General features: G+C 71.8%; 13 protein-coding genes, 1 other RNA gene and 1 pseudogene. 8 read left to right on the top strand and 7 right to left on the bottom strand.

From position 1 onward, the window contains the following. Both JNK30_RS15755 and ssrA read right to left on the bottom strand, forming a co-directional pair. Nucleotides 1-110, bottom strand: a pseudogene (locus tag JNK30_RS15755) (stringent starvation protein B); the annotation flags it as partial. Between the two features lie 554 nt (nucleotides 111-664). Next, nucleotides 665-1024: a transfer-messenger RNA gene (ssrA, locus tag JNK30_RS15750) on the bottom strand. Between the two features lie 137 nt (nucleotides 1025-1161). Here ssrA and JNK30_RS15745 point away from each other — a divergent pair. Beyond that, nucleotides 1162-1743, top strand: a complete 582-nt coding sequence (locus JNK30_RS15745; protein WP_293483585.1) for a septation protein IspZ — start codon at nucleotides 1162-1164, stop codon at nucleotides 1741-1743. Here the strand turns inward: JNK30_RS15745 and JNK30_RS15740 are convergent. From JNK30_RS15740 to JNK30_RS15725, 4 genes are all read right to left on the bottom strand, one after another. Beyond that, complete coding sequence (locus tag JNK30_RS15740; protein ID WP_293483584.1) at nucleotides 1709-2191, bottom strand: DUF4440 domain-containing protein; 483 nt, start codon at nucleotides 2189-2191, stop codon at nucleotides 1709-1711. The two genes, JNK30_RS15745 and JNK30_RS15740, sit on opposite strands and share 35 nt — an antisense overlap. A 5-nt stretch (nucleotides 2192-2196) precedes the next feature. Next, complete coding sequence (locus JNK30_RS15735) at nucleotides 2197-3126, bottom strand: hypothetical protein (protein ID WP_293483582.1); 930 nt, start codon at nucleotides 3124-3126, stop codon at nucleotides 2197-2199. Between the two features lie 50 nt (nucleotides 3127-3176). Then, nucleotides 3177-3725: an acetolactate synthase small subunit gene (ilvN, locus tag JNK30_RS15730; protein ID WP_293483581.1), complete on the bottom strand. Its 549-nt coding sequence runs from the start codon at nucleotides 3723-3725 to the stop codon at nucleotides 3177-3179. 147 nt (nucleotides 3726-3872) lie between these two features. Next, nucleotides 3873-4403 carry a DUF4262 domain-containing protein gene (locus tag JNK30_RS15725; RefSeq protein ID WP_293483579.1) on the bottom strand — a complete coding sequence of 177 codons (531 nt, stop codon included), beginning with the start codon at nucleotides 4401-4403 and terminating at the stop codon, nucleotides 3873-3875. Nucleotides 4404-4506: 103 nt separating this feature from the next. Between JNK30_RS15725 and JNK30_RS15720 the strand changes: the two genes are divergently transcribed. The 5 genes from JNK30_RS15720 (at nucleotide 4507) to JNK30_RS15700 (ending at nucleotide 8946) form a co-directional block, all read left to right on the top strand. Beyond that, the gene (locus JNK30_RS15720; RefSeq protein WP_293483578.1) at nucleotides 4507-5283 is read left to right on the top strand and encodes an SDR family oxidoreductase; all 777 of its coding nucleotides are present in this window, start codon (nucleotides 4507-4509) and stop codon (nucleotides 5281-5283) included. Nucleotides 5284-5617: 334 nt separating this feature from the next. Beyond that, on the top strand, nucleotides 5618-6835 hold the full coding sequence (locus tag JNK30_RS15715; protein WP_293483576.1) for an RtcB family protein: 1218 nt from the start codon (nucleotides 5618-5620) through the stop codon (nucleotides 6833-6835). Nucleotides 6836-6945: 110 nt separating this feature from the next. After that, nucleotides 6946-7962, top strand: a complete 1017-nt coding sequence (locus JNK30_RS15710) for a hypothetical protein (protein WP_293483575.1) — start codon at nucleotides 6946-6948, stop codon at nucleotides 7960-7962. Nucleotides 7963-8050: 88 nt separating this feature from the next. Beyond that, nucleotides 8051-8365, top strand: a complete 315-nt coding sequence (locus JNK30_RS15705; protein ID WP_293483573.1) for a DUF6665 family protein — start codon at nucleotides 8051-8053, stop codon at nucleotides 8363-8365. Between the two features lie 59 nt (nucleotides 8366-8424). Continuing rightward, the gene (locus JNK30_RS15700; RefSeq protein WP_293483572.1) at nucleotides 8425-8946 is read left to right on the top strand and encodes a DUF1993 family protein; all 522 of its coding nucleotides are present in this window, start codon (nucleotides 8425-8427) and stop codon (nucleotides 8944-8946) included. A 4-nt stretch (nucleotides 8947-8950) separates the two neighbouring features. Here JNK30_RS15700 and ybaK read toward each other — a convergent pair whose 3' ends face one another. After that, nucleotides 8951-9421, bottom strand: coding sequence for a Cys-tRNA(Pro) deacylase (ybaK, locus tag JNK30_RS15695; RefSeq protein ID WP_293483570.1), 471 nt, complete (start codon nucleotides 9419-9421; stop codon nucleotides 8951-8953). Between the two features lie 106 nt (nucleotides 9422-9527). On the opposite strand from ybaK, the gene JNK30_RS15690 reads away from it, so the two are divergent. Further along, nucleotides 9528-10082: a biliverdin-producing heme oxygenase gene (locus JNK30_RS15690; protein ID WP_293483568.1), complete on the top strand. Its 555-nt coding sequence runs from the start codon at nucleotides 9528-9530 to the stop codon at nucleotides 10080-10082. Further along, nucleotides 10079-12229, top strand: coding sequence for a histidine kinase dimerization/phosphoacceptor domain -containing protein (locus tag JNK30_RS15685; protein WP_293483566.1), 2151 nt, complete (start codon nucleotides 10079-10081; stop codon nucleotides 12227-12229). Before JNK30_RS15690 ends, JNK30_RS15685 begins: the two co-directional genes overlap by 4 nt. The last annotated feature ends 306 nt before the right edge of the window (nucleotides 12230-12535 follow it).

Below are 12535 nucleotides of genomic sequence, written 5' to 3'. Positions count from 1 at the left end.
CCCTCGGGCGCGGCGGCGCGCTTCAGCGCAGCCTTGGCGACGCCCCGCAGCGCGTCCTGCGCCAGGGCCTCGTAGTTCATCAGATCCTGGACCGGCGGATCCTGAGCCATACCCACTCCGACAACCGAACGCCTGAAAGGTGACGTGTGCCGGGTGTGGCGCAAGGGAAGACAAGACCAGTGGAGGTTTCGGGCCAGGCCCCGCCGCGCGTTTCAGGCGCATTCCTCAGGTCCGCCCCTGGCCCAACCACCTGTCATCCCGGTTTCCGCGCAGCGGAACACCGGGACCCATAGACTCCGCGGTTCCGGATGAAGCGCGTCGGCGCCGCCAGCGGGCCGTCCCCACAACGGGCGCGCATGGGTCCCGGTCTTCGCCTGCGGCGAAACCGGGATGACAGCCGTGAGGGGGCGATCGATGCTCCCCCCCCCTGGGGGAGCTCGCGAAGCGAGAGGGGGTCTGGCCGCGGCGCCAGCGACGACACACCCCCGTCATCCCGCGGCTTGTCCGCGGGACCCATGCGTCCACCGGCTGTGAGCCCGCCGCTCTCGCAGGAGCGAGGCCGCGCCCGCCCGGCAGCCATCCGCACGGCCGCCGGCATGGATCCCGCGGACAAGCCGCGGGATGACGGCCGGGGAAATCCGAGGGGCGCCGCCAAAAAGGGAAAGGTGAGGGGCTTCTGTTGCCAGGCGCCCCTCGGGCCCCGCCTAGAGATCTGAACCTCTAGGACTTGGTTCGGATGTTACCGGACCGCATTACGCAGCCAGGCGAACTTCCTCAGCGAAGTTATCGTTCGCATTTAGTTTAAAGACCCGGATCGGTGGGTCAGGCCGAGAGAAAGCAACGCCTTTACACGTCTGTCGATGCTGATCGGCCCCGTGCTTCCCGGCGATAACCCGGAAGGATTTGGTGGAGCCGCCGGGAATCGCACCCGGGTCCAGTCCGCTTATTTCGCGCGCGTTTATCTCCATAGTCGGGCGAACCCGACGGCTCACATATAGGCGCTCGGGGTGGAAAAACAAAGGACCGCGCGGTCGCGCGCGGCTCGCGAAGCGCCAATGGCGGTCGCCGTTTCGCGAACCGCCGCGCCGGCTTCGCGAGCGGACTCACGGCCTCCGGACCGCCACGCCTACCCTCCCGGTCGACGTTTTCCCCGGAGCTCCCATGACGAATCTCGCCCACGCCTTCCGCCCGCTTGTGAACGACCTGTTCTCCAGCCTCCTGTTCGCGGGCCTGCTGGCTGCGGGCGTCGACGCGATCGTCGCGACCGTCATCGCCATGGCGGCGGGGGCCGGGCACGTCCTGCTCTGGATTGTGCTCCGAAAGCCGGTCGCGCCGCTGCAATGGGCGAGCCTGGGCCTGGTGCTGGTGTTCGGCACGGCGAGCCTGTTCCTGCACGATCCGCGCTTCCTGATGGCCAAGCCCACGATCATCTACCTGATCGTCGCCACGGTGATGCTGAAGCGCGGCTGGATGCTGCGGTACATGCCGCCCATCGCCGCCGGCCACGGCGAGCGGATGATGATCGCCTATGGCTATGTCTGGGCGGGCCTGATGCTGCTGTCCGCCGCCCTGAACCTCGTGTTCGCCATCGGCTTCCCGGCCCAATGGCCGCTCTACAAGGCGGTCTTCCCGATCGCCTCGAAGCTCGCGCTCTTCGCCGTGCAGTACGCGCACATCCGTGCGGTGGTCCGGCCCCGGGTGATCGCGGCTATGGCGCAGGCGCGGCCGGCTTCGGCGGGGTAGGGGGCTCGTCCACCTCGCCGATGTCGATCAGCCCCCGCCAGCCGGCGGGGGTCTTGCGCCAGACGGTCACGTAGTTGCCGGTCAGCACGCGGGAGCCGTCGAGCCAGGTGCGCTTCCAGTCCCCGATCGTGACGGCCATGTCGCCCGAGGCCGCGCCCCACGCCTGCTTCGGCGTCCATTCCACCTTCATCCGCTGCGGCGCGCCGCCGCCCATGAGGCGGTAGATGGCCTCGCCGCCCTTCGCGGGCTCGCCGCCGGTCCCGTAGAGCAGGCCCTCCGCCTCGTCCATGTACTCCCGGAACGCCTGCGCCGGATGGACCTGCTGGGCGCGGGCGAAGAAGGCGCGGTCGGCGGCCAGGGCCTCGTCAGCGGCCTGCCGCGAGAGGTCGGCGGCCTGTGCGCTCCCGGCCAGCGACACGGCGAGGGCGGCGGCGGTGAAGGTCTTCATGAGGATCAGCTTTGCGGTGTGACCGGCGCAGCTTCGCGCGTCGGCGCAGCGCCTTCAACCTCGGCGGACGGGGCCGGGGCCGGGCCGGGCGGGCGGGGCCGCGCGTCGGGGTTGGGCTTCAGCCGCCCGTTCGCCGCCAGCAGCTCGCGGTGCGCGTCGCGGGCGGCGGCGAACTGCGCGCCGCCGGGGAACAGCACGTCGAAGCGCGGGTCGTGACCCAGGGCCGCGCCCAGCACCGCCTCCAGCACGTCGGCGGCCTCGCCCACCTCGGCGGGGTCGCAGGCCCGGTGCAGGGTGACGGAGCGGCCGGGCGTCACGAGGGTGATGTCGTAGGCGGTGCCTTCCACGCAGAGCGCCTCGGCGGCACCGGCTTCGGCGACCCGGACGTCGCGCGGCGAGCGCCAGAGGGGCAGGTCCTTCAGCGCCTGGAAGCGCGCCCCCGCGCCCGCGGGCAGCTTGCGGTCGAAGCCCATGCGCCGCGCGATGCCGGCCTCGCAGCAGGCGAGGCCCGCGCGGCCCTGCACGAACGTGTCGCCGTCTCCGCGGACGGTCACCCGCGTCACCGTCTGGCGCACGCTGCTGGAGGGGCGGGTCCAGACCTCGAGGATCATCTCGTCGCCGCGCACGAACTGCCACTGCAGCGGCATCAGGCCCCAAAGCCGATAGGTCGAGGCGTCGACGCCGTTGTCGGGTTTCACGAGCTGTTCCACGCTGCGGATGCGGCGCCCGCCCAGCGGGTCGGCCTCCTCCGGGACCTTCAGCCGCTTGTCGTCCCACCAGCTTTTCGGGTCGGGCGCGGGATAGGGCCAGGCTTCGACTTCGGTGACCGGCGCGCCCTCGGGCGGGCCTGCGGCCTTCTGCCGGCCCAGCAGCTGCGCGTCGGCGGGCGCCGCCAGGGCCGCGAGGCTCGCCGCGATCAGGAATGGCTTGAACACGCCCCGGAAAGTGGCGCCCGCGCGCGGCGGTTCCGTGGCGAAGCGTGGCTCTAGAAGACCTCGACGCCGCGGGACAGCGACAGGACGCCCGTCCGGGACACTTCGACGAGGCCCAGCGGCCGCATCAGGTCCACGAACTTGTCGATCTTCGACGACGCGCCCGTGAGCTCGAACACGAAGCTCTCGTGGGTGGTGTCGATCACCTTGGCGCGGAAGATGTCCGAGACGCGCAGCGCCTCGACCCGCTCGACGCCGGTGCCGCGCACCTTGACCAGCGCCAGTTCGCGCTCGATGCCGTTGGGATCGCGCGTCACGTCCTGCACGTGCCGCGTCGAGACCATCTTCTGCAGCTGGGCCTCGATCTGGGCCAGCACCTGGGTCGTGCCGCGGGTGACGATGGTGATGCGGCTGGTGTGGGCGTTCCCGTCGGTCTCGGCCACCGTCAGGCTGTCGATGTTGTAGCCGCGCGCGGCGAAGAGGCCGACCACGCGGTGCAGCACGCCCGGCTCATTGTCCACCAGCACGGCGAAGGTGGCCCGGCTTTCGTCCTGCTCCTTGTGCGCGAGGTCGTAGACGGAGGCGGGCTGCTGGTCGGTCATCGGCGAAGGTCCCCGGCGGAGACGGGTGAGGTGTCACAGGGCGGCGCTGGCCGCAAGCACACGCTGCGTATTCGGCTCCACGTCCAGCGGAAGGGAAGCTCAGGCTGCAGGTGTGCCAGCGCCCTGTCGCACCCTTCGTCCCAGGGGTTACCGCCCGGCCTGCGCTGCGGGCGCGCCGGCGGCGTCCCTGGCGGGAAGCCACAGCGCCGGCTGGAGGGGCCGCAGCCGCTCGTCGTAGCCGTCATCCCACGGCAGGCGGCGCTGCTGGTCGGCCAGCACGAGCTGGAACGCCTCGAGGCCGAACGCGCGGCCCGTCCGACGCCTCCGCCGCTCGACCGCGAACGCGAACCAGCCGTCCGCGCCGTCGATCTGCGACGGATCGACCTTGCGCCAGACCATCCGGGCCTGCTCGTCCTCCACCCAGAGCTTGCCGTCTTCCAACACGAGGTCGCCCGCCTTGAGCTCCTCGAAGGCCTGCCAGAGCATGACGTTCGCGTCGGCCTGCGAGATGTCGAAGACGATGATCTCGGGCTGGTTCAGGGTGTCGTCGAACCCGACGGTGTAGACCCAGGTCGGCGCCGTTCGAAAATCGCCGACGTAGATCGCGGTCCAGCCGTGCTTGCGGATGCGGCGTTCCGTGTTCCGCATGTGCCATTCGGCGCGAAGGCGAGTGAACATCGATTTTTCTCCCTCGCCGTGAACAATTCAAGAACGGTTCGCGCGCAGTCAACCCTTGAGCTGCCCGCCGTGAGCATGTCTCCTGACGGGGGAGGAACCTTGCATGGACCTGAACCTTCGCGGCCGCACCGTGCTGATCACCGGCGCGTCCAAGGGCATCGGCGCGGCGGCGGCCGAGGCGTTCGCCGAGGAGGGGTGCGACCTGATCCTCGCGGCGCGCTCGGCGGAGGCGCTGGAGGCGCTCTGTGTCCGGCTGCGCAGCCAGCATCAGATCCAGGCCCGCGCGGTCCCCACCGACCTGCGTGACCCGGCGCAGCTCTCCGCGCTCGCCGAGGCGGGCCGGGACGCCGACATCCTGGTCAACAACGCCGGCGACATTCCGGGCGGCACGCTGGAAGCGGTCGACGAGGCGCGCTGGCGCCACGCCTGGGAGCTGAAGGTCTTCGGCTACATCAACCTCACGCGCGCCATCTACGCGCACATGAAGGCCCGCGGCTCCGGCGTGATCATCAACGACATCGGCGCGGCCGGCGAGCGGATGGACGCAGGCTACATCGCGGGCTCGGCCGGCAACGCGGCGCTCTACGCCTTCACCCGGGCCCTGGGCGGCAAGTCGCTGCGCGACGGCGTCCGCGTGGTCGGCGTCAGTCCGGGCCCCGTGGAGACCGACCGCATCGTCACCCTCATGAAGACCGCCGCCCAGCGGCGCTTCGGCGACGAGAGCCGCTATCGCGAGCTGATGGCGAACTACCCGCTGGGCCGCCCGGCCCGGCCGCGGGAGATCGCCGACCTGATGGTGTTCCTGGCGTCCGACCGTTCGGCCTACACGACGGGCGCGGTGTTCACCGTCGACGGCGGGATCAGCGCCGCGCCGGGCTAGCGTGGCTCCCGGGCCACACCGTCCGGCCAAGGTTGGTTGCAATCGAAACGAGTGCTTCCCGCGGCCCCGAACCGGGTGTATCCGCGCCGACCTCGAAGGAGAGACCCGTGTTCAACCGGCCCGTCAATTCGCCGCTCGCCTGCACCACCGACCGCCAGGTCGAGGGTCTGGGGACGTGCGCGCGGGAGGTCGGTTCGGCTTAGGTCTCAGCATCTTTGAGGCTCGTACGAAGAACCCCTCCCGGCCCGGCCGCGGAGGGGTTCTTCGTTTCGGAAGGACGCTTCGACCGCCGCGGGGGGCCGGGAGGGACCAGAGGGTTCCAGGAGAGTGTCCGATGAGCGGATTTGAAGTGATCGAAAGCGATGCGGGGCTGATCAAGGCGTGGACGCGCGGCGTCCAGGTCGAGGACAGCGCCAGGGCGCAGTTGCGCAACGTCGCGAGCCTGCCGTTCATCCACAAGCACATCGCGGTGATGCCGGACGTGCACTGGGGAATGGGCGCCACCGTGGGGTCTGTGATCCCCACCGTCGGGGCGATCATCCCGGCGGCGGTGGGCGTGGACATCGGCTGCGGGATGATGGCGGTGAAGACGTCGATCCGGGCCGAGCGCCTGCCGGACTCGCTGGCCGACCTGCGGGGCGCCATCGAGGCCGCGGTGCCGCACGGGCGGACCGACAACGGCGGCCGCAACGACGTGGGCGCCCACCGGGGCGACCCGCCGGCGCTGGCGACCCGGAAGTGGGCGGCGCTCGAGGACGGCTACAAGGCCATCGTCGAGCGCGATCCGAAGGCGGCGCACCCGCGCGGCCTCGGCCACCTCGGGACCCTCGGGACGGGAAACCACTTCATCGAGCTCTGCCTCGACGAGGACGGCGCCCTCTGGGTCATGCTGCACTCCGGGTCGCGCGGCGTGGGCAACCGCTTCGGGTCGTACTTCGTCGAACGGGCGAAGCGGGACATGGAGCGGTGGTTCATCCACCTCCCCGACAAGGACCTGGCCTACTTCCCGGAAGGGTCGGAGGGCTTCGTGTCCTACATCCGCGCGGTCAGCTGGGCGCAGAAGTACGCCCTGGCCAACCGCGAAGTGATGATGGACCAGGTCCTCGCAGTGCTGCGTGAGGCCTTCCCGGACCTCGTGACGACGGACGTGGCGGTGAACTGCCACCACAACTACGTCACCCAGGAGCGGCACTTCGGCAAGGACGTCTGGCTGACCCGCAAGGGTGCGGTGCGGGCGGGCCTCGGCGAGCTCGGGATCATCCCGGGATCGATGGGGGCGCGGTCCTACATCGTGCGCGGCAAGGGCAACCCGGAGTCGTTCTGCACCTGCTCGCACGGCGCCGGGCGGGCGATGAGCCGGGCCGAGGCCAAGCGGCGCTTCACGCTCGACGACCACGCGGCCGCGACCGCGGGCGTCGAATGCCGGAAGGACGCGGACGTGATCGACGAAACCCCGATGGCCTACAAGGACATCGACGCGGTGATGGCGGCCCAGGCCGACCTGGTCGAGATCGTCCACACCCTCCGGCAGGTCGTCTGCGTGAAGGGATAGGGGTCTCGCGTCCGCTCCGGCGGGCGCGGGCTCCGGCCCCCGCGCCCGGTCCCAATTCAACAGAGACTGCAGCCGCCGCGTCCGCGCGGCGGCGAACCCTGGAGCTGACCATGTTCAAGCTGATCGCGGGTCGCGCCCCGGTCCCGTCCAGGACCGAGCCGACGGCCCTTCTGAAGATGATCGCGGGCGAGTTCGCGCCGGCGATCGCCCGGGCGTGGCCCGAGCCGCACTGCGGCTTCCTCACCGCGCCCGCGGCGCGGAGGCACCTGGCCTGCGTGGCGCTGGCGCTGGGCGGCGACGTCGCGCGCCTGGCGGGCGTGCTGGGCGAGGCGCGCACGCGCGACGTGATCCGCGTGGCGCTGGGCCGCCACCCGCCGGGGCTCGAGCGCGCGCTGGGGCGGCTGGGCGAAACGGCGTGGAGCGCCGACGCCTACCGGCGGCTGATCGACCTGCTGGCCGATCCGAAGGCCGGGAAGATCCTGCGGCACGCCGGGGTCATCGACCGCGCGGCCATCGAGCGCCTCGGGCGGCTCCCGGCTCCCATGGGGCGGGCGCTGGCCCTGGCGCTGCTGATCGCGGACGACGGCGCGCGCGCCGTGTGCGAGGCGGCCGACGCCATCGCCTTCCGCGACGGTCCGGACGCCGCCGATGCCGCCGCGGGGCGCTGGGCGGAGGCCGAGACGGAGGAGGGGCTGTTCGCCGCGGTGAAGGTCGACCTCTATCCCGAGCTGCCGCCGCTCCCGTTCGCGGGAACCGAGCGCCTGAAGCCGCTGGCCACCAAGGCTGCGATGCGCGAGGCGGCGCGGCGCTTCGGCAACTGCCTGGCCGACCGCGTCGAGCACGCCGCGGCCGGCTGGTCGGCCTACTACGAGTGGACCGAGGACGAGGGCGCGATCGCCGAGGTGACGCGCGACGCGATCCACGGATGGCGTCTCAGCGAAGCCAAGGGGCCGAAGAACGAGCCGCTCGACAAGGACGCCCGCGCGGCCCTTGTCGGCGAGCTCACCGCCATGGGCGTCTACGTGGGGCGCAACTCGTGGAAGCTCGAGCGGGCGCTGACGCCTGGCGTCGGCCGCGACTGGCCCCTGCCGTCCATCGACGAGGACCTCGCCGAGGTGTTCGGATGAGCGACCGCCGCCGCGCGACAGGCGCGGCGGCGTGTCGGCTCCGCGGCCGAGGTTGCGTTCCCGGCGCGGGCCGCCAACATGGGCGGCCATGTCGTCGCTCCGGATGCCCCAGTCGCTCGCCAGCCGCCTCAAGGTCGAGACCGGCGAGGCGGTCCTGCGCTACGAGCTGCTGGAGGAGCAGGCCCATTCGCTCGGACGCGCCGGGCGCAGGGTCGAGGCGGCGCTGACGGCGCTGCGCGAGCACCCGGGCGGCGACGGCCGCGCCGCGCTGCTCAAGACGGCGGCCGACGCCGTGTGGGGCTTCTTCGTCCAGCGCGAGATCATGGGCCTGCGCGACCGCAACGCGGTCATCGCCCACTACCAGATCCCCCGCGAAGTGCTGGTCCGCCTGGGCGCCCGATGAGCCGGTCGGCGCCGTAGGGTCAGGCCTGCTATCACGCGCCATCGAGGGGAGACACCGACATGGCCATCACGCTCTACGACGCTTCCGTCCGCACCTACCTGCAGATCCTGCCCGCGGTGGGCGGGTACCTGGAGAAGGCGCGCGCCCACGCCGTGGAGACGGGCCGCGATCCGGAAAGCCTCGTGGAGGCGCGCCTCTGCGACGACCAGTGGCCGCTGCGCAGCCAGGTGATCTCGACCGTCCACCACGCCCGGGGCGCCATCGCGGGCGTCAAGGCCGGGCTGTTCCGGCCGCCGCTCTGGGACGGCCAGTTCGACTACGCCGGCCTGCAGAAGCTGGTGGCGGACGCCGTCGCCGAGCTTTCGGCTCTGTCGCCGGACGAGGTGAACGCGCTGGAGGACAAGGACCTGATCTTCGAACTCGGCCCGCGCCAGATGCCGTTCCGCGGCGGGGACTTCCTGCTGTCGTTCTCCCTGCCCAACTTCTACTTCCACGCCACCACGGGCTACGACATCCTCCGCGCCAAGGGCGCGCCCCTGGGCAAGCGCGACTTCATGGGCGCGCCGCGGATCAGGGCCTGAACCTTCAGGTCACGGGCGCCACGACGGCGCCCAGCACGCGTACGAGGTCGGCGGGGGACAGTCGCGCCTGCAGCCCCCTCTGGCCGGCGTTGACGAAGGCCTGCGGCAGCGCCGCCGCGTCGGCGTCGATGACGGTGGGGACGGCCCGTTTCTGGCCGAAGGGGCTGACCCCGCCCACGCGATAGCCCGTCAGGCGCTCGGCGTCGGCCGGCTTCATCATCTCGGCCGACTTCGCCCCCAGCGCGGCGGCCAGCTTCTTCATCGAGACCTCACGGTCCGACGCAAGCACGACGCAGGCGGGCTTGCCGTCGGCGCGCACCATCAGGGTCTTCAGCACCTCGCGCGCCGGCGCGCCCAGCGCCTCGGCCGCCTGCAGACCCACACGCTCGGCCGTCGGGTCGTAGTCGTAGGCGTGCAGTTCGAATGCAACGCTTGCGCGGCTCAGTGCGTTGGTGGCGGGCGTCGTTCGGCTCATGGAGAGTTCGCGTCTGCTGGAAACTGCCGGTTCTGTCGGGTTCCCAACTGATGCGGCTCGCACGAGTACCTATGGGTGACGTGGGGGCCGCGCCGCAAGAGACCCGATGACCTGTGACACCCTCCGGCGCGTGCGGGACGCGACGCGCGAGCCACATCAGCGCCTCGAGCGACGCCTCGACATCCTTCGGCGGATCGCCTGCGCGGACCAGCGTCGCGAACTCGTGGGCCGCTTCGGCGCGCTTCACGTCGACGCCGAGACGGCGCTCGCCCCCTGGCTCTCGGGGATGGCGGAGCTCGACTTCGAAGCGCGCCGCCGCTCCCCGCGCCTGGCCCGGGACATGGCGGTCCTCGGTCTCCGCGCGCCCTCGGGGGGCGGCGAACCGATCCGGCTGCGCAACGTCGGCGAAGCCCTGGGCCTGATGTACGTGCTGGAAGGCTCCACCCTTGGCGGCCGGGTGATCCGGCGTCACGTCGAGGGCGCCGGCGGCGATCTCACGGGGCTCAGCTTTCTGGACCCTTACGGGCGCCGCGCGGGCGAGCGCTGGCGCGGGTTCCTCTCGGTGCTCTCGGCGGCGCCCCAGGCCGACGACGTCGTGGCGGGCAGCGTGGCCGGCTTCGAGCATGTGGAGCGGCGGCTCTGCGGACGAGCCGACGCATGACGGACCCGGCCCTCGATCTCGACGCCTGCGCGCGCGAGCCGATCCACATCCCGGGCTCGATCCAGCCCCACGGCGTCATGCTGGTCGCCGACCGCACGACCCAGGAGGTGAGCCGCGCGGCGGGCGACGTCCCGCGCATCCTCGGCCGCGAGGCGTGGCTGGGCCGCACGCTGGGGGAGGTGCTGGGCGATCCGCTGGCCCAGCGCATCGCCCAGGTGACCCAATCCGGCGCGCAGGGCGGCTTCGCCGGGCACGTCAGCGGCAACGGCGGAGGCGCATACGACGTCTCGGCCCACCTGGATCGCGAACGCCTGATCGTCGAGGTCGAGCCCACGGTCGGAGCTCCCCTGCCGGCCGTGATGCTCCTCGCCCAGCTGGAGTCGGCCAGCGCCGCCTTCGAGCGCGCCACGACGGTGAAGCTGCTGTGCGACCGGGCCGCCATCGAGTTCCGGCGCCTGACCGGCTTCGATCGCGTCATGATCTATCGGTTCCTGGAGGAGGGCGCCGGCGCCGTCCTTTCCGAGGCGCTGGCGGAAGGGATGCCCAGCTTCCTCAACCACCACTTCCCGGGCTCGGACATCCCGGCCCAGGCGCGGGAGCTGTACGTCCGCAACCTGGTGCGCGTGATCCCCGACGTGACCTACGAGCCCGCGCCGCTGCTGCCGGCCTGGACGGATCCGACCCCGCTCGACATGAGCGACTGCGCGCTCCGCTCGGTCTCGCCAGTGCACATGCAGTACCTGCGCAACATGGGCGTGGGTGCGTCGGCGTCCGTCTCCATCGTGAAGGACGGCGTGCTCTGGGGGCTGGTGGCCTGCCACCATCGCGAGCCCAGGCTGATGCCCTACGACGTCCGCGCGGCGGCCCGGGCGCTGGCCGGCGCCTTGGCGCGCCAGATCCGGGCCAAGCAGGAGGCCGAGGCCTATCGCGAACGGCTGCGTCTGCGCGGCCTTGAGGACGAACTGACGTCGCGCCTGTCGCGGGCCGGCGGCCTGGACGCGAACCTCGCGGTGGGGATGGCCGAGCTGCGCCGCATGCTGGACGCCGACGGCGTGGCCGCCGTGCGGGGACGGGAGACCTTCACCGACGGCGTCTGCCCTCCGGCCGACGCCATCCGGGAGCTCGCCGCCTGGGTCGAGGCGGGCGCGGCGGATCCCGTCGTGACGGACCGGCTTTCCGAGCGCTATCCGCCCGCCGCGGCGTTCATGGCCGAGGCCAGCGGACTCCTGGGGCTGGTGGTGGCGTCCGACGAGCCGTTCGTCGTCCTCTGGTTCCGGGCCGAGGCGCCGGAGGTCGTGAACTGGGCCGGCAATCCGCACAAGGCCGTGGCGCTTGGCCCGGGCGAGACCCTGACGCCGCGCGCCTCCTTCGAGGCCTGGCGCGAACAGGTGCGCGGGCGCTCGCGGCGCTGGACCCTGGCCGAGGCCGACGCCGCCCAGCGCCTGCGCGAGACGCTGCTGGAGGCGCGCAGCCACCGGCGCCAGCTGGAGCTGAACGCGCGCCTGAGCAGCGCCCTGAGCGAGAAGGACGGCCTCCTGCAGCAGAAGGCGATGTTGCTGAAGGAGGTGAACCACCGGATCCAGAACAGCCTTCAGCTCGTCTCCAGCTTCCTCGGCCTGCAGGCGCGCGCCGTCGGCGACCCGAACCTGCACGAGGCCTTCGAGGAGGCGCGCCGGCGGCTGCAGGCCGTCGCGCTGGTGCACCGGCGGCTCTACCGGGCGGACCAGATCGAGACGGTGGATCTCGGGCGCTATCTCGAGGACCTGATCGGCGACATGAACGCCTCCATGGGCGCCGAGTGGGCCGGCAAGGTCAGCGTCGAAGCGGCGCCGGTCATCGTGCCGACCGACCGCGCCGTGTCGCTGGGCCTGGTCGTGACCGAGCTGGTGATCAACGCCAACAAGTATGCCTACGGCGGCGCGCCGGGGCCGATCGAGGTGCGGCTGGAGGAGCACAACGCCGACCTGAAGGTCGTCGTCGCCGACCATGGCCGCGGCAAGCACACGCCCGGGGAGGGCTTCGGCAGCCGAATGATGACGGCGATGGTGCGCCAGCTCGGCGGCGAGCTGACCTACAGCGACAACCGGCCCGGGGCGCGCGCCATCCTGACCGCGCCCATCCAGGGCCTGGCGCCCGCGCCGGTCTAGGGTCCGGACGTCCACGAGCTGTCAGCGATCTCGACAGCTTCCGACCGTCCCGGCGAACGCCGGGACCCAGATCCTTGCGCGAGTGGAAGCGCCCTGATGCGGACTCCCTGAACGTCCGCAAGGGGTGGATCGCGGGCGTTGAAACGGCTTGCCGCCCCTCCTGAGGTTCCGATATTGTTCCACTCCTCCTCTCCCAGGCGCGGCAGCGCCGTGGGAGAGGCCGGGAGAGGGCGGCGCTGAGCAGCGCGCGCCGCGCCGCCGTTGGACCAGGAGGCGACGCCTGTGGGCAAGGTCATGTCCGTCACC

The sequence above is a fragment of the Phenylobacterium sp. genome, from assembly GCF_016793225.1.
Classification (GTDB): Bacteria; Pseudomonadota; Alphaproteobacteria; order Caulobacterales; family Caulobacteraceae; genus Phenylobacterium.
The sequence above is the reverse complement of the archived record's forward strand: the minus strand, read 5'-3'. Positions and strand labels throughout refer to the sequence as shown.